The 16,635-nt window shown below is 50.4% G+C and carries 17 protein-coding genes and 1 pseudogene; 5 read left to right on the top strand and 13 right to left on the bottom strand.

Annotated features, from left to right (window positions below):
- Nucleotides 1–33: 33 nt before the first annotated feature.
- Nucleotides 34–930, bottom strand: coding sequence for an SMP-30/gluconolactonase/LRE family protein (locus FS806_RS02315; protein WP_144932769.1), 897 nt, complete (start codon nucleotides 928–930; stop codon nucleotides 34–36).
- 26 nt (nucleotides 931–956) lie between these two features.
- Complete coding sequence (locus FS806_RS02310; protein ID WP_186328161.1) at nucleotides 957–1,202, bottom strand: SDR family oxidoreductase; 246 nt, start codon at nucleotides 1,200–1,202, stop codon at nucleotides 957–959.
- 17 nt (nucleotides 1,203–1,219) lie between these two features.
- Between FS806_RS02310 and FS806_RS26520 the strand changes: the two are divergent.
- Nucleotides 1,220–1,345, top strand: a pseudogene (locus FS806_RS26520) (carbohydrate ABC transporter permease); the annotation flags it as partial.
- Between the two features lie 175 nt (nucleotides 1,346–1,520).
- Here the strand turns inward: FS806_RS26520 and FS806_RS02300 are convergent.
- Nucleotides 1,521–1,736 carry a YezD family protein gene (locus FS806_RS02300; RefSeq protein WP_144932765.1) on the bottom strand — a complete coding sequence of 72 codons (216 nt, stop codon included), beginning with the start codon at nucleotides 1,734–1,736 and terminating at the stop codon, nucleotides 1,521–1,523.
- 472 nt (nucleotides 1,737–2,208) lie between these two features.
- Between FS806_RS02300 and FS806_RS02295 the strand changes: the two genes are divergently transcribed.
- The 4 genes from FS806_RS02295 (at nucleotide 2,209) to FS806_RS02285 (ending at nucleotide 5,824) form a co-directional block, all read left to right on the top strand.
- A complete protein-coding gene (locus tag FS806_RS02295) occupies nucleotides 2,209–3,060 on the top strand; it encodes an ABC transporter ATP-binding protein (protein ID WP_186328160.1) in 852 nt (283 codons plus the stop codon).
- Nucleotides 3,057–3,770, top strand: coding sequence for a hypothetical protein (locus FS806_RS25595; RefSeq protein ID WP_186328159.1), 714 nt, complete (start codon nucleotides 3,057–3,059; stop codon nucleotides 3,768–3,770). Before FS806_RS02295 ends, FS806_RS25595 begins: the two co-directional genes overlap by 4 nt.
- A 59-nt stretch (nucleotides 3,771–3,829) precedes the next feature.
- Entirely contained in the window at nucleotides 3,830–4,693 is an 864-nt protein-coding gene (locus FS806_RS02290) for a MerR family transcriptional regulator (protein ID WP_186328158.1), read from the top strand.
- Between the two features lie 123 nt (nucleotides 4,694–4,816).
- Nucleotides 4,817–5,824 (top strand): C45 family autoproteolytic acyltransferase/hydrolase, encoded by a 1,008-nt coding sequence (locus tag FS806_RS02285; RefSeq protein WP_144932760.1) that lies wholly within the window; start codon nucleotides 4,817–4,819, stop codon nucleotides 5,822–5,824.
- A 540-nt stretch (nucleotides 5,825–6,364) separates the two neighbouring features.
- Here the strand turns inward: FS806_RS02285 and FS806_RS02280 are convergent.
- The 10 genes from FS806_RS02280 to FS806_RS02240 all read right to left on the bottom strand — a co-directional run bounded on the left by FS806_RS02280 (nucleotide 6,365) and on the right by FS806_RS02240 (nucleotide 16,592).
- A complete protein-coding gene (locus tag FS806_RS02280) occupies nucleotides 6,365–7,675 on the bottom strand; it encodes an acetamidase/formamidase family protein (RefSeq protein WP_144932758.1) in 1,311 nt (436 codons plus the stop codon).
- Between the two features lie 112 nt (nucleotides 7,676–7,787).
- A complete protein-coding gene (locus FS806_RS02275; protein WP_260981950.1) occupies nucleotides 7,788–8,774 on the bottom strand; it encodes an acyl-CoA dehydrogenase family protein in 987 nt (328 codons plus the stop codon).
- A 366-nt stretch (nucleotides 8,775–9,140) separates the two neighbouring features.
- Nucleotides 9,141–9,719: a hypothetical protein gene (locus FS806_RS02270; RefSeq protein ID WP_186328157.1), complete on the bottom strand. Its 579-nt coding sequence runs from the start codon at nucleotides 9,717–9,719 to the stop codon at nucleotides 9,141–9,143.
- Between the two features lie 439 nt (nucleotides 9,720–10,158).
- Nucleotides 10,159–10,932 carry an enoyl-ACP reductase FabI gene (gene fabI / locus FS806_RS02265; RefSeq protein WP_144932754.1) on the bottom strand — a complete coding sequence of 258 codons (774 nt, stop codon included), beginning with the start codon at nucleotides 10,930–10,932 and terminating at the stop codon, nucleotides 10,159–10,161.
- Between the two features lie 307 nt (nucleotides 10,933–11,239).
- A complete protein-coding gene (wrbA, locus tag FS806_RS02260) occupies nucleotides 11,240–11,851 on the bottom strand; it encodes an NAD(P)H:quinone oxidoreductase (RefSeq protein WP_144932752.1) in 612 nt (203 codons plus the stop codon).
- Nucleotides 11,852–12,192: 341 nt separating this feature from the next.
- Nucleotides 12,193–12,792, bottom strand: a complete 600-nt coding sequence (locus FS806_RS02255; RefSeq protein ID WP_144932750.1) for an HD domain-containing protein — start codon at nucleotides 12,790–12,792, stop codon at nucleotides 12,193–12,195.
- A gap of 231 nt (nucleotides 12,793–13,023) precedes the next feature.
- Nucleotides 13,024–14,121: a glycoside hydrolase family 88 protein gene (locus FS806_RS02250; RefSeq protein ID WP_144932748.1), complete on the bottom strand. Its 1,098-nt coding sequence runs from the start codon at nucleotides 14,119–14,121 to the stop codon at nucleotides 13,024–13,026.
- 443 nt (nucleotides 14,122–14,564) lie between these two features.
- Nucleotides 14,565–14,735: a hypothetical protein gene (locus tag FS806_RS26035; RefSeq protein WP_222126575.1), complete on the bottom strand. Its 171-nt coding sequence runs from the start codon at nucleotides 14,733–14,735 to the stop codon at nucleotides 14,565–14,567.
- 56 nt (nucleotides 14,736–14,791) lie between these two features.
- Entirely contained in the window at nucleotides 14,792–15,667 is an 876-nt protein-coding gene (locus FS806_RS02245) for a carbohydrate ABC transporter permease (protein WP_144932746.1), read from the bottom strand.
- Nucleotides 15,668–15,680: 13 nt separating this feature from the next.
- Nucleotides 15,681–16,592: a carbohydrate ABC transporter permease gene (locus FS806_RS02240; RefSeq protein WP_144932744.1), complete on the bottom strand. Its 912-nt coding sequence runs from the start codon at nucleotides 16,590–16,592 to the stop codon at nucleotides 15,681–15,683.
- Between the last annotated feature and the right edge of the window lie 43 nt (nucleotides 16,593–16,635).

Below are 16,635 nucleotides of genomic sequence, written 5' to 3'. Positions count from 1 at the left end.
ACGTGAACCGATCCGTTCATCCCTTCTTCAGCATTAGTAAAGGGCTAATGGCCGGCTTCCGCCGGCGGTCGGACGAAAGGAGGCTGACGGAAGGCCTCTGACGTTCAGCTTCACCCGGAACAAGCTGCCTCCGTGGCAATCATCCGCTTCCTCGTCTCTCGCTGTTGTAATATACAGTTCATCGAGTTCGGGACCTCCGAAAGCGCAAGACGTCACCAAACGGGCCGGAACCTTAATCTCCTCCAGCAATTGTCGGCTGGTAGGATCGTAACGGGATACTTTGCCCCCGCCCCAATGGGCTATCCAGAGCGCCCCTTCCTCATCCACCGTCATGCCGTCGGGAAGCCCGTCCTCCCGCGCAATTTCCAGCAGCGTTCGGCGGCCGTCAATCCTCCCGGTAGCCAATTCATAATCGAAAGCATATACCTGTCCCGCGATTGTGTCGATGTAATACATCGTCTTCCCGTCGGGGCTCCAGCCCAGCCCGTTAGAAATGCTAACGTTCGAGACTTCCCGCGTCAGGGTGAAATCGGAATGCAGGCAATAAAGACTTCCTGCTTCAGGCTTTCCTGTCATACTCATCGTGCCCGCCCAAAAACGTCCCGCCGGATCGCATTTGCCATCATTCATCCGATTGTCCGGCAGATGCTTCTCCGGAGCGGCTATCCTTGCAAGCGACCTGTCGTGTTCATCGTACCGGTAAAATCCATCCTGCAGAGCCAGCAGCAAGCTACCGTCCTCCGACGGTACCGCCGCCCCGACAAATTGCCCGAAGGAATGCACGGTATCCTCGTGCTTCTCCGGATCATATAGATGCAGGGCCTTGCCTGTGATGTCCACCCACAGCAATCGGTTGCGGGCTGCGTCCCAGCATGGGCCTTCTCCGAGTAATGCAGCCCGATGCAACAGACATTCCGGCTCCTGGCGCATAAATCCCCCTCCCTTCGAGTTTTAGGTTAATGCAGCATCCAGCCGCCATCCACATTCAGCGTTTGCCCGGTTATAAAATCGCTGTCCGATGAGGCGAGGAAGACAAAGGCTCCTTCGACGTCCGCTGCGACTTCGCGTCTGGAGAAGCACTGCGCCTTGGCTAGGAAAACAGCACTTTCCTCGATCATCTCCCGGCTCACCTTCTCATATTCCGTTTCCGTCAGAACGGCTCCGGGAGTAATACAGTTAACCGTAATGGAATTTTCCCCCAACCTCTCGCGCCAACGCACGGGTCTCCAACAAAACCGTCAAGGCGGCGCAAATCTTTATCGGCGCCCTCCCTATTCTGGCCGTCTATCCGTTCCTTCAGAAATATTTTGTCAAGGGAGTCGTTCTGGGGGCCATCAAGGAGTAGAAGCAAGCATGGCACTCTGGAAGGAATCAAGCTCCAAATCCGGCCGCTGGATGAGCTGCACGCCGAGTGCACACCCTCCGGCGGCTATTGTATTCCCGAATCGGCTCTTTCTATTGGTTAGGGCATGAAACAAAAAAAGACGCCTGACAGCGTCCTTTTGCAAATGAAAGTGGCTTCATGATTTAGGCCTGGCATTGCCCTTGCTTGTATTTCCCGATTTCCGTTCTCCGGAATGGGAAGGATTGGAATCAAACCGCTTGCGCTCGGTTCGTTCGATCTGCACAATCTTCCCATCATGGACTATGATTTGCACACATCCATACTCCAGCCCGCTCACACTGGCAATAATTCGATTTGCCCATACCTCATCGATTTGTAACGGTTTCGTCACCGTTCTCCCTCCTCCTTCATTTTTACATCGAGAAGCCGACTTCCCGCTGTCTTCTCTTAAAATCCGGTGATGGTTGAAGCATTCACGCCAAGCTCAGAATATCCCGCATACGATTATCCTCTGATCTCTTCCCTTCTGCTTCAAGCTTCCATCTTCGTTACGAGTTGACAAATATATAACAAAAAAGACACACACCACTACACGTCACATTCGGGTTGTGTCTCCGGAGGTCCGGTCGACCAACTAATCCCATTTATTTAGTCGGATATATAGTTAACGATATCTTATCACCGCTGGAATCAGGTGTCAACACAGTAATTTCATGACAAATTGTCCGGCAGGCGGAATGACTTCCTCCGCCCAATCCTGTAAAATACTAGTGGCGGCCGGAAATGGCTTAAATCGTTGCCGTTTGAAACCCAATCCGAAATCATTTGAATATCACACCATCAATTTGGAGGCACGGAATTTAATGGAGCTGCTAGTTCAATTGGAGCAAGTCAGTATGCGCTTCGGTTCAAAGCCGATTCTGGACAAGATGAATTTATCCGTCTATAAAGGGCAGTCGCTGGCCGTAATTGGCCCGAACGGTTCGGGCAAAAGCACCTTGCTGCGTCTGATTGCCGGTCTCTCCTCTCCTACAGAGGGCAAAGTCCGTTATTTCAGCAACCCGAAGCCGGTCATCGGCTGGGTGCCTGACCGTTTTCCGAAGCTGCCTTTTAACGCATTTGAATATTTAATGCATATGGGACAAATAAGAGGGATGGACAAAGCCCTCCTGCGGCGCAAAATTCCCGGGCTGCTGCAGAGAGCCCGTCTGGAGAATGCGGGACGCACCTGGATACGATATTTTTCCAAAGGAATGCTGCAAAAGCTGGCCATCGTTCAGGCCGTACTGGAGAACCCGGAGCTGCTTATAATGGACGAGCCTTTATCCGGCTTGGACGAGGATTCCGAGAACGATTTGCTGGAGATGTTCCTTCAGTTGAAGGCACAAGGAGTTACTCTCCTGTTCGCTTGTCATGAAGCGATCCTCTGGGAGAAGCTCGCAGACCGGACGATCCGGATTCATCAGACCCGCATCGAAACGAATCCTTCCAAGGAAGAGCTTTCCTCAGTTGTCTATATTATAGTCAGACAGATCGGATTCGGTGAACTCGAAGGCTGGTCCGGCAGACCCGGGGTCCTGGAAGTAGCCGAGGGAGAGAACGGCATTGAACTCAAAGTAGATGCCGGATACAGCGATTCCTTGCTGAGGGAGCTGCTGGACAGAGGCGGGTCGATCGTAACCGTAAGCCGGGAGTCGGGAGGGGATCGTCCATGAGCCCGATGCTGGCCTTGATTCGTTACCAACTGCAGCTTTTTGCCCGAAGCTACCGTTACTTTGCTCCGATGACCTTATATCTCATCTTTATTGCCTGGATTTATTCCATGATTCCTAATCCGGTCATGAGCAGCTATGCCAGCACTTCCGTCTGCTTGTTTTTGGTGGCCGCTTGGCTGGCTTTTAACTTCTATTCGGCGGAGCCCCCGGCCCAACAGCAGTTGACCCTGATGCATTCCCGCAGCGGAATCCGTTATCATAGCAGCCGGATGGCTGCCGTATGGGCGGCGGCCCTGCCCTTAACGCTGGTCGCAGTACTGTATCCTATTATCCTCGGGGGCTTCGACCGCCAGCCGACGGCGATTGAGATTGCAGTCTCCCTGTACGGTCATTTGCTGTTCACCTGGATGGCGATTGTGCTGACGGCCCTGTTCTGTTCCAAGATCGGCAGCCAGCTTATCTCCAAGCTGGGCGGGTTGGTGCTTGCGTTGACCTTGTCGCTGGCCGCACCCGGTCTGGCCGAATGGCTGCCTTCGACCCTCCGCTGGTTATTGTGGGTAGTTCCGCCGGCTTCGCCTATCATCGACACCTTGATGAATTTCGACGCTTTGGGCGAAGCGCCGGCTATTGCCAAGCTGGTCTGGCCTTCGCTGTATACATTGGCTTTAAGCCTTCTGACGGTGGTCTATCTGCAGATACGCCGAAAATAAACAACGATTGCCGTCATCTTGTCCGTTGTCTCGATTTTAATGAAGAAAGGAAGCCCTATATGTACTCTGTCGGCCAATTTTCCCGAATTTGCGGCATGTCGGTCAAGACCTTTCATCATTATGACGAAGTCGGATTATTAAAGCCCGCCCGTATCGATCCGGAGACGGGCTACCGTTATTATGATTACGGGCAAATTCGAACGGCCCTGCAGATCCGGCGCCTGAAGGATTGCCGATTGCCGCTGAACAGGATCGCCGAATGGCTCAACGCCGACAACCCGGTGACATCGAGAACGATTCTGACCGAAAGTATTCACGAGGTCGAGCGAAGCATCGAGGAGCTTAGGCAAACGAAGAATAACATCTTGTCCTTATTGAACGAGCTGGAAACCAACAAGCCGCTTATGCCGGTTTCGACGATTTCCGATTGCTTTGAAGAAATGAGGAAGGACACATGGATTTACAGCATCCGTGAAGCTGTTCCAATTTCCGGTATCGATGATCTTGTCCGAACCCTGTTGGAAAGATTATACGCTCTGAAGCTCGAAGTGGAAGACGATGCCAGGCTCATGACGATATTCCATGATGATGAAATAGATCCGGCTTGTACGGAGTTGGAGGTTGGCCTCGCCGTTCAGCATTCCTTCTCCGGGCTGCCCGGAACCCGAAGCATGAAAGGAGGCAAGCATGTCGGCGTTGAGATCAAAGGTCCGTATTCCGAGCTCCCCTTCGGTTACGCCAGGCTGATCGATTATATCCGGTCCAAAGGATACACCATCGTGGGACGCCCGTTCGAAATGTATATTACCGGGCTGCTCCCTCCTTTGAGAAACAGCCGCGATTTCCGCTGCATCAAGCCGAACCTTCAGCTTAGCCCCCTTTCCTTCGTAACCAGGCTCTATATTCCTGTCAACAGCGATTGACCCTCCGGCTGCCGGAGGGTTTATTATTATGCATGAGGCCGGTTTGTGTCAATGTTTTATGGTTGGGGAGCCGGTCCCACTCTGATTGTGCCCTAACCTGATCGAAAGGGGTAAAATTGTAAAATGTATCATTCCAGATTACGCGGAGATTATTATGAAATGGGCTATCGCTATGGAAGCCTGCTGCACAAGAACGGATTCCGCTTTCCCGAGGTTTCGCCGGAGAAGCTGGCATTCGGAGAGGAAAGCAGCACGATACTGAAGGCTTATTATCCAGGAGCGATTGCGGAAATTCAAGGGTTTGCAGACGGCTGTGCGGCTTCCTTCGAGCAAGTAAGCTCTTTCCTGCTGACGGTAGGCCTCTTCGGTCAATCTCCTCAATGCAGTATTTTTGCCGTATGGAACGGCAGCGATATGATCGTCGGAAGGAACTACGACATGCTTCTTGATGTCAAGAAATATACGGACAGCTCGCTGGTGAGCCCCAATGGCCGCTTCCGGTATATTGGCCATTCAGACGTTTTTATCGGCAAAGTGGACGGCATGAACGAGCATGGACTGGCTGTAGCCATCACGCTTGTGCCGAGCCCTCTCCGCCAGCCCAGTGTTCACTTTTACTTTGCCACCCGTTATGTATTGGAGCACTGCCGTACGGTGGACGAAGCGGTTCGCGTCCTGTCCGGGTTTCCCGCTTCTCTCTGCTGCAATTACTTACTGGCTGACCCGACAGGCGGTATGGCCGTAGTAGAAGCTTCCCCGGAACGAATCCGTGTCCGCAGGCCCGAAGCGGGCGGAAATTCGCTTATTTGCACCAATCATCATCTTCATCCGGAGATGACCGACATTACCGGCTCACAACCGGAGGCCTGGAGCAAAACAACGGAAAGATATGCTGCCATTCAGCAGCAATTGAGACTTCTTCCCCAGCCGGGAGTCGAGGATGCTATCCGGATTCTATCGGATACGAAGGGCCATGTATGCCTGAATTTGAAGGAGCATCGGTTCGGGACCTTGTATTCCATAGTTATGAATTTAAGTCAACTGGAACTATACCGTGCGGAAGGTGCGCCGAATCGCTGCAAATACAAGAGGGACGACCGGTTAACCGCTCTGCTGAAAAGAACAGTTTAACCGGATTTGTCTTGTAGACAGCCCAATCCCCGCCGGATAGTGCAAAAGACAGATGATTGTCCAGGTCTTTTCTGGAAAAAAGCTGCACCGTACCAAATTCTAGAGCGAAACTGCAGGTCTTTTTGGGGAAAAGGCGCAACATGCTTAAATCTAAAGCAATAGTGCAGGTCTTTAGAGCGACTTTTGCGAATTCGCCCCATTTTGCCAAAAAGACCTGCACTTTTGAGCGTCTTTCGCTCTCTTTGCGGAAAACGGTCGGATTTGAATGTACTTTTGCTCGTCTTTGCGACGACCTGCACTTTTGAGCGTCTTTCGCTCTCTTTGCGGAAAACGGTCGGATTTGAATGTACTTTTGCTCGTCTTTGCGACGTCCTTACGGATCCGGGAAAGACGAGCGTCACCGTGAAAGAATAAGAGCGAGTGTGAGTGGAAAACTGACCACCAGCCTCGCTCTTTTTTTCCGAAAGCTTATCGCTTGTCGGTTCAGGCCGTTTCTCGGTAGTTTGGAAACTACTTTGAAGACAGCTACTTCAAATATTATTAAGAAGAGAGACGATAATGCTCGAGAACTACTTCTGCCAGTCCGGCTTTGTCCAACAGAGGGATGGGAGCCAGGAAAGTGACCGTCACGACGCCGGGATGACGGCCGATTTGAATGGCCCCTGTGATGGTGGCGCGATTCAACACTTCCGGCACCGTAATACCCAGCGTATCGGCCGCCCGCTTCAAGCCGTTGTCCGTCGCTTCATTCAGGTTGGCGCCCGTACCGACGAACGAAATAGGCGCCGTCTCCTCAATCCGGTCCAAGCCCCAGCTTTGCGCTAATTGCAGCGCCCGGCTCTTCTCTTCCGGCGTATAGGGACGGGCCAAATATGGAAGATCCTCCTCCACCGGAAGAAGAACGGGGCCATCGATCTTCAAGCCTTTGATCACACGAACCTGCAGTGTGACGATTCCGGACACGTCCGTCGTATGCCCCGCAATTTCCCCGTCTCCCTGCATCGCATGCATATCCCCCAGATAAATTCCGCCTCCGGGCACCTTAACCGGACAAATTAACGTCGCATTCTCGCGTACGCGATTAATGTCCATATGTCCGTCTGTCCGGTCCTCCAGCTGCTCCCTGGTCATCGCATAATCATGCGGAGCTCCGAGCAGAAACGAGCCGAAATCTCCCGCATTATGCGAATCCGGGAAGGGACGGGCAGGCGTTGTCCCCAATTGTCCCAGGAAAGGACGGACCCTCGCAATGGCTCCGACAATATCGTGCGGGGCGAACGTCACGATCGGGTTCTGGCACGAACCTCCCGGTGTGGCCATATACCGCCGCCCATCCTGTGCAATTCGTTCGGCCGCCTCTTTCGGAAGGGTAACCCCGAACTCGCGGCTTTGGTCAAAGCCCATCGTATACCCGTTAGTGAAGACAAATGGCGTAACATCCGCTCCGCACTGAGCGCAGCGAATAGCCTCCGGACCTATCCCTTCAATGCGTGTCTCGGGATAGAAGGTCCCGCAATCCGGACACTTGGCGGCTACGAACGGGTCGCCCAGGAACCGTCCTTCCACGGTCTTGTCGTTACCCGATGCAGTGGCCAAGGAAGTAACGCGAATCGACTTGATGTGAATCGCAATGGCGTCGCCAACCTCTGCCCCTTCGACATACACCGGTTGAGTCACTTCATGCCCGCCGCGAAGCTTCGGTGTAATCATAGGCCCCCAGCATCCGGGAGTCGTGTTGGCCACAATATGCCCGCCGTCCCGGACCGGTCCCAGCATCGGCTTGGCCGGATCCAAAATTCCATCGGTGAAGGTGCTGACATAAACAGTTTCTTGAGCATTGGAATGATTCATGTCTGTCTCTCCTCGCTTTTGGAATTGTTGCCCCATAATTGGTTCACTTTAAGTATATCTCTTCTTCGCGGCATTACACAAACCCGCCGTGGAGTAGAGCCCTCTATTTCATCTAATCATCAAATGAAACGAGCAGCGAATGCTGGCAGGCGGTTTGCAAATCTCTCCAGATTCGATTGATGGGTGCATCCTCCATAACGGAGCGAATCCCCATATAGGGAAATAGGGCCTGTCCGCACGCTAATGCCATGCTTGCGGTCGTTTTGCACACCCGGCTTACTTCCTGCTGCTGCTCTTCGGTATGAGGAAGGCCTTCCACATGTCTATTCCAGGATTGCTGTATACAGCCATAGAATGCATCCGCCGCTCTTTGCCATCGGTCTTCCGTCTGCTTGATCTTGTTGCGGACCGAAAAATATCGGCCGGTCGCCCCCCAGGCTTCCCGGTTGTGATCCGTCACCCGTCTGGCCTCTTCCACTAAATGCTTCGCAATGCCTAGGGCTACGGCCGCAAACGAAGATTGGGCAAACGGGAGAAAAGGATAGCTATAGATAGGATCGTTATAATGAATCGGCTTCCCGGCCAAATCGAAAGTCATTTCCTCGGGAACAAACACCCGGTCTACCGTAATGGTATGACTCTCGGTTGCCCGCAATCCGAAAGCCGTCCAATCTCTTACAATGTCCACCTGCTCAGGACGGAAAATAAAGGAACGCATCTTCTGTCCGGAAGAATCCGACTCGTCGGTAATATAAGCATTAGCCGTGAACAGGGTGGCATGGGTGGAACCGCTGCAATATTGCCAACGGCCGCTCACCTCATACCCGCCTTCTACCCTCCGGGCGGTTCCGGAAGGATAGCCGCTTCCGGCTACCACCGCTTCCCGGCCGGAGAACAGTCTGCGTGCCGTCGATGCGTCCATATACGGGACAAAAAATCCTCCGCCGGCCCCAATCGTAACCAGCCAGCCGAAACTCCCGTCCGCCCAGGAACACTGTTCGAACCATTGAAGCGCCTCCGGCAGAGGGGTCATCCTTCCCCCGAGCTCATCCGGAACGAACAATTTAAACAACCGAAGCTCGTAGATTATTTCTAGCATTTCGGGCGGGATGGCCATGAACCTATCCCATCCGATAGATTGTTCTCTAATTTGAGAAATTTGTTCTTTATTTAACATGGAAGGCAAATCCCCTTATTTGGATATGGAATATTGCGAAATGGACATCCGAACCTTAACAGCTCTATTATACACGAATCATCTTGGCAGAAATACAATCGTCCCAAGACTACCATAAATACTCTTACTTGCTGCAATGGCCCGTCCAAATAAAAGACGGGTGTCAGCATATGCTTAACACCCCAGGCCCGCCGCAATAGCGGTGAAGATAATCATTCTATTCTTCTTTAGGATTGTGTCCGAAAGCATAGGGTGTTCCTCCCTGCAAGTTTAGCCGCACCGTTCTAATTACGCCGGAAGAACCGTATTGGAACGTCCTAAAGAGGTATCCGTATGAATGCCCGGACGGTAATGGCATAGTTCGCCCGCATAGATCAGATGCACCAACTCCGACTTCTCCAAGTCGCATGGAGTGGTCATCGACGGGCATTTATCGACAAGCGCTACACCGTGCTGTTGAAATATCCAGGCAACAAACTGCGAGCAAAAATAAGCGTTCTTGCGCGGTATTTTTCTTTTGAAAAGAATGCCGAACAGGCCGAGCAGATTATACCGGTATTGGCATTTATTCTGTTCGATGTCCCGGATTTTACGGCGCATGCGCTCATAAACCGACTTCTCCACTTTGATGCAATAGATGGCACATGTCGCATTGCGAAATAACGGGGAGTTTATATTTTCCTTAATAAATCCCCCGATGAAAGGATTCCTCGGACGCTTGCGTCCAAAGCTGTAGACTTCGTTAAGCTCCCGGTCAAAAGCAATGGAGGCATGATTATAAGGGGCTCCGGTATAGAGCCTAATCAGCCGTGTAAATAACGTTCCCGTATCCGAGAGAAGGAGATACACCTGTTTCTCTTCTATCATAATTTCTCACCCGTATCTTCATAATCAATATAGGTATGGAGAGGGCTTGCGGTCAGACCCTTTCCGTCCGGTTCGAATCATTTTTATAATGTTACTTTTATTGTAGTCCTTAACCATGAGTTGCAGAACGGACTAGCGTCCGATATCTGATCTGGACTTTGGTCGGGTATTGGGCAAACCAAAACCATGCGAAACGTGCACGTGAACAGCCTTTACCAAGTTCAAAATATTTCGCACGGATTCTGCTTATATTCATGATTGTCTGTATTCGATAGAAAAACCCTACAATGATATAACGATTTTACCGCAAGTAAAGTTTCATTTCATCAGATTCCTACCAATTTACCTATCTTCCTTGTTGATGGAAACAATATATGAAGGGTGAGTTTCTCGCAAATTAACAACCCTGGCCTGCCAATTTCCCTGCGTCAAGACGGTCTTATACTCCAAGGATATGATAACCCGCATCGACATGAATCACTTCGCCGGTTATTCCTCTGGACAGGTGGCTTAACAAGAACATCGTGGCATCCCCGACCTCCTGTTGGTCAATATTTCTGCGGAGCGGCGCTCTAGCTTCTATTGTTTTCATTATTTCGTTAAAACCGGATACCCCTTTGGCCGCCAAAGTGCGGATGGGACCCGAAGATACGGCATTCACGCGGATTCCGTATTTGCCCAAATCCTCCGCCAAATAGCGGACGCTAGCTTCCAAAGCCGCCTTGGCCACACCCATCACGTTGTAATTTGGAACGACCCGTTCCGCTCCGATATAGCTCTGTGTCACAATACTGCCGCCTTCCGTCATTAGAGGTCTGGCTTCGCGCGCAACCGCAACTAACGAATACGCGCTAGAGTTTTGCGCCAGCAAATAGCCCTCGCGGGAAGTATCGATATAATCTCCCTGCAATTCTTCTTTATCCGCATAAGCAATGGAATGAACGAGCCCATGGATGATTCCGGCTTCGCGCCTGATTTCCTGGAAGGCCTGCCTAAGGCTGTCATCATCGCCTGCATCGCAAGTGACCGTTGCCAGAGGTGAAATACCTTCGTTCTCCAACAATTGAACCAGCCTCTTATAGGACCTTTCCTTCCGGTTGGTAAAAATCAGATTGGCCCCGGCATCCCGCAGCGATTTGGCAATCCCCCAGGCAAGACTTCTTTCGTTGGCGACACCCATAATAACGATATTTTTTCCGTCCAGCAGTTTCATTACGTTCCTCCTAAATCCTATTGGAAGTATGATTTATGACGATGTATGGATAGCCAATATTTTATCTGCAAATTCCTCTCGAGCCGGGTTCAGCTCCGGCCTTTAGCCGGTATCGGACGGCACGGTCTGATCGCGTTTGCAAGTTAATCATCCCAGACTCCTTTTTATCAACTCCTCTCATTATACTTCATCCTGGTTATGCTGACATCCGGTTATTATTTATTCGCCAGGTCTTGTCTGCCAATATTTCCGTTATAATCAAAAAAAAGAAGCGGTTCCCCGCTTCTTTATTACATGTGGCTAAATCTTATTGCAGACCTTGCTTAACCCAGGAGGCTACCTGAACGGTTCTCTTCGCCTGATGCTTAATAGCTTCTTCCACGTTCTCGACGAAGTTGCCATTCTGATCTATCGTTACGCTCGTTCCGTACGGATTGCCTCCGGATGCGAAAATGACCGGATCCGTATAGCCGGGTGCAGCTACGATAGCTCCCCAGTGGTACATGCTGGTATAGAGGGAAAGAATGGTGGCTTCCTGACCGCCATGCGAATTCTGCGCAGAAGACATCGCGCTAACGACTTTATTGGCCAGCTTGCCATGGAACCAGAGCCCGCCGGTCTGATCGATAAACTGCTTCATCTGAGCAGCCATGTTCCCGAATCGGGTCGGCACGCTGAAAATAATCGCATCTGCCCATTCCAAATCCTCCAAGGATACCGTCGGTACGTCTCGGGTTGCATCCACATGCGCTTTCCATGCCGGATTAGAAGCTATGGCACTTTCCGGAGCCAACTCTTGAACCTTCAGCACCCGAACCTCCGCGCCCGCTTCTTTCGCCCCTGCTTCCGCCATCCGGGCCATCTTGTAGTTGGAGCCCGTGGAGCTGTAATAAATAATAGCTAATTTAACATTGGACATTGTGTATCTCTCCTTTAATAAATGTTTTTGTATCTTCGCAAGCAAAGGCTGCAGAATACAGGCGCTTTGCGATTGCATCAGGCAATCAATAAGCATGATACCTTTAATTCATGAAGCTTCAATTCATATATCTTGAATTCGAGATTATTATAAATGCCCATTCACCTTTTGTCAACTATTCTTCGATATTGTTCAATAAAGGAGCTGAATAAAGCTTATGTTTAGCCTTTCATAAAAGGATAAATATTATTAGGTCCAGTTCAACCAACTTGCCAATAATTAAACAGCCTCTTCCTTCCGTGTTCATGCAAAAACCCGGCACCGTCAGGCACCGGGTCTTCTTATTCTTTTTCCTTCAAATAGCCTTTGGCTACCGCGGAATGAATCAATTGTTGCGCGAATGACCATAGCTCCTCCGAACCTTGCTGCATATGCCGGTTATAATTCAGCACTTTATCGCTGGTGATTCCGTGCTTCTGCCACGAATATCCCTGTGTATAGTAATTATGAAGCATAGGCTGCAGCCGGTCCAAGGCAGCGGCATATTGGGATTCGGGGCTTTGCCGGTCTTCAAATTCACGCCATAGAGCGAAGAACTCGTCCCTCTGATCCTCCGGTAATAAGCCGAACAATCTGCGGGCGGCGGACAGCTCTCTCTCGTATTTATCTTCGTGACCTTTTTCGTCATAGGCGAAGGTGTCCCCCGCGTCAATTTCAACCAAATCGTGAATCAGCAGCATTTTGAGCACACGTAATAGATCCAGGTCCGGCTCATTAGCATGCTCTAACAGAAGAATGGCCATGACCGAAAGATGCCAAGTATGCTCCGCATCATTCTCTAACCGGCTTTTGTCCATCAGAACGGACTTCCGGTATACATTTTTTAATTTGTCGATTTCGACGATAAATTCAATTTGCTTGAGCAGCCTGTCGCTATTCATAAAGAGCCCCCTTTTGGTATCATTTTATCAATCCGCAGCCATGCCGGACAACTGCATAGATATTTTCTACTGTCTGCTCTGCATCCCGCCGTAAGCCTGCTATATCTTATTTCTAGGCGGGTCAAGCCTATCCCTGTTAAAAATCTTAAAAAACAGCATAAGTTTATTTATTTGCTGAGAGTTTCCTGCGAAAAATGCAAAAAAAGCAGCCCATAAAGAGCTGCTCTCTTATTAGAAAATATGCTGCCGCCAGCCTCTCAGCTTGGCCAGCGTTTCCACATAGAAATAGTCCCCATAGATTAAGCCGACGTTTACATTCTGATTCGCCGGACGATGGCCGGTTCCTTCGCGCAGGATCGGGTCGAACGCTTCGTCGTCGAAGGAAGCGTAATTTTCGGTCAACGACCGGATGATCCGCTCGGCTGCTTCTTTGTACAACCTGGCCTCTGTCTCCGGCAGGTGGCTGGCGATTTCCAGCAGCCCCGAAGCCGCGCAGGAGGCCGCCGATGTATCCCGCGGCTCCCCTTCCGGCTGATCGACCCGGAAATCCCACAGCGGGACATAATCTTCCTCCAGCGAAGCCAGGAAATAATGGGCAACCCGTTTGGCCCCGTTCAGATAGCGTTTATGCCCCGTATAACGGTAACAATTGGCCAAGCCGTACAGCGCCCAGGCCTGCCCCCGGCTCCAAGCGGATTGCGGGGCATAGCCTTGTCCGCCAAGACCTTCTATAAAATCCCCGTTTGCAGGGTCAAAGCTGACGATATGATAGACAGATCCGTCCTCTCTCATAAAATGCTTCAGCACCGTATCCGCATGGGCGCAGGCAATCTGTTCGAATCTCGGATCGGCAATTTCCCGGGAAGCCCAGAACAGAATGGACAGATTCATGCAGGAATCGATAATCGACCAGCCGGTTTTATCCTGATTCCAGGCCCGCAAGAACTGGCCGGCCAGATTAAATCTTCCGGCCAGGAAATTTGCCGCCTGCAGCCCTCTCCTGCGGCCATCCGTATCGCCGGTCAGCTTGAATTTCGCGACAGCTGTGGGCAAGAACTGGAACCCTACGTCATGATGCAGATTGGACTCCCTTATCATGCATTGCTCGATCCGCTCATCCCATGGCCATGCCGCTTCCCGGTAATGCTCCTTGCCGGTCATGTCGTACATTATCCAGAGCAGCCCCGGCCAGAATCCGGACGTCCACCAATCATGGCGCATGTCGTCGTAGCGGCCCTCTGCCGCTACGTGAGGCGATTTGTCCCCGATTTGAGCAATCATTCGGTCTACTTTCACTTCCAATTTTGTCCACAACGCGTTATAGTCCATGCTCACAACCTCCTCAATAAATAGTTTATGTGATTAACTCAACTTTCGCAGAGCGAAAATCCATATTAAAGGTTTGATTTGACTGGCAGAAGATTAGTTTTGATATAAATGTTGCATAATAGAAAAACATTGCTTGTGGTGTCCTCCCGTCTAACTGTATTTTATGTAGGTAAATTCAAGCGAATGGTGGAAAGTGATTAAAGTAAATGGAAAAACTACATTTAGAATGAAGGCGTTTTGCTGAAATCGCCTTTTTGTACAAACTAGCTGTAGTTTTTCCACTTAGCTTCCGTCTTTTGGCTCCGGAAGAGCAAACTAACTGTATGAAATCCAGTTAGGCGCGCCATTCTGCGAGTAGACTGCTTGCACGGCACCAGCAGAAAATGAAAATAGACAGATTTTCAAGTTAAAACGCCCAAGTCGGAAAAGCGTCACCAGTACCGTCAAGCGGCACCGTCAGAAGAGTGAAAATTATCGAGATATAACCAGGTAAACGGTTCTATCGGTTCTATTTCATACGTGGAAAATCGGATCGTCTCAAACCGGCTGTCGTCCTGCTGCAATTGAATCGGCGAGACCGAATCACTGATTCGGTTCAGCAGTAAGCCGGACAAATGGCCTAATGAAGTCAAGGGTTACTTGGCAATTTCAAGCTGAGAAAGCTGAGTTATTATCCTTTGACCGATCCGCTGGCCAATCCTTCAATGAACGATTTATTGGTCATGAAGTAAACGATAAGGATAGGGATAATTGAAATCATGGATCCCGCCAGCATCAAATGCCATTCGGCCGCTGCGTTAGACGAATATTTCAGAGAGATGACTCCGACTGTCAGCGGTCTCAGATCCGGAGTGTTCATCGTAAAGATCAGCGGAAGCACATATTGGTTCCAGGAATCCCGAAACGCGAACAATCCGACTACGCCCAGCCCTGGAAGCAGCAGGGGCAGAATGACCCTCCAATAGATTCCGAAAAACCCGCAGCCGTCAATGGTGGCCGCTTCGTCCAATTCTCTCGGAATCGATTTGACAAACCTCTCCAACAAGAAAATATTAAAGGGCAAGTGAGTCCCTACGAAGATTAGAATGATACTCCACAAAGATTTGTGAAGCGCCACCTCTCTCATCATATCATAGAGAGGGCGGAAAGTAATGGCACCAATGGAAATAAACATGGTAGCCGCCAGGATGGCCATAATGGCCCCGCGTCCCGGAAATTGCCGGCGTCCTAATGCATATGCGCCCATGGAGCAAACCAGGATGGTCAATGCGGTGGAGAGCACCGAAATAAAGATGCTGTTCCAGGTATAACGGGCGAAATTCCCCCGGTTCCAGGCCTCCAGGTAATTCTCCCAGTGCCACTCCTTGGCAAAGATATTAGTGCTGCCCAATAGCTCGAAATTCGTCTTGAACGAACCGAAGAAAGAAAACAGCACCGGATACAGCGTAAACAAAACCATAACTAGCAACAGTGCCCAGATCACTATTCGGGAAACCAGCTTTCCCACCGAGAAAGAAGAAGGCAGACGTTCCGTTCTTGCAGTCATATAATCACCGCCTTTAATACTCATTATTAGATTTGCGCGACAGGTACAAATAAAGACAGGTAATGGCTCCGACAATCATGGCCGCGACAAAACCGGCGGCCGCGCCATATCCGTACTGCTGTACGACAGGCTCTCCTTCCGATACCGGGAAGAACAGTTTATAGATGTACAGGTACATCACTTCTGTTTTGCTCGCCGGGCCTCCGGCTGTCAGAACCATAATGCTTTCGTACCCTTTCAGAGTATTGACGATGGCCAACATGACTATAATTTGCATGACCGGACCGAGCATCGGAATAGTGATTTTGAAAAATTGTTGAATTTTCGTAGCGCCATCCAAAGAGGCGCTTTCATACAGATCCTTCGGAATTCCCTGCAGCCCGGCCAGGAACAGAACCATGTAATTTCCGACTGCCCCCCAAATCGCCACAATAATGGCCGTCAGCATGGAATATTTAACTCCGAGCCATTCGATCGGCTGCTGAATGATTCCGAGCGAAATCAATGTGTTGTTGATAATTCCGTTATAAGAGTTGAACATCAAATAGAAAACAAGGGATATAACCGCCGCACTAATGATAGTCGGCATGAAGAAGATCGCCCTCAGAGAGTTCCGGGCAAATATTTTCTGATTCAGGATAACGGCAAGAATCAGGGATAACGGCAAGGTGACAATCAGCTTGCCGCCTGCATAAACAAGTGTATTCCATACCGAGTTCCAAAATTGGGCGTCCCGCGTAAACAATCGGACGAAGTTATCGAAGCCGATGAAGGTCGCCTCGGTAAATCCGTCAAAATCGTAGAACATATATTTGAATGCCCAAGCCAGCGGATAAATGGAAAACAGGGCAAGCAAAACCACACAGGGCAAAATCATTAAATATGGTCCGGAGTATTCCTTCCATTTCTTGCGTATTGCGCTCATCGCTCGCGTCCCTCCCCGGGTTCGAATCATAGCGAAAGCCGCT

Source organism: Paenibacillus sp. 32O-W, from assembly GCF_007679495.1.
Classification (GTDB): domain Bacteria; phylum Bacillota; class Bacilli; order Paenibacillales; family NBRC-103111; genus Paenibacillus_L; species Paenibacillus_L residui.
Note: the sequence above shows the minus strand (reverse complement) of the source record. Positions and strands in the feature narration are given on the sequence as shown.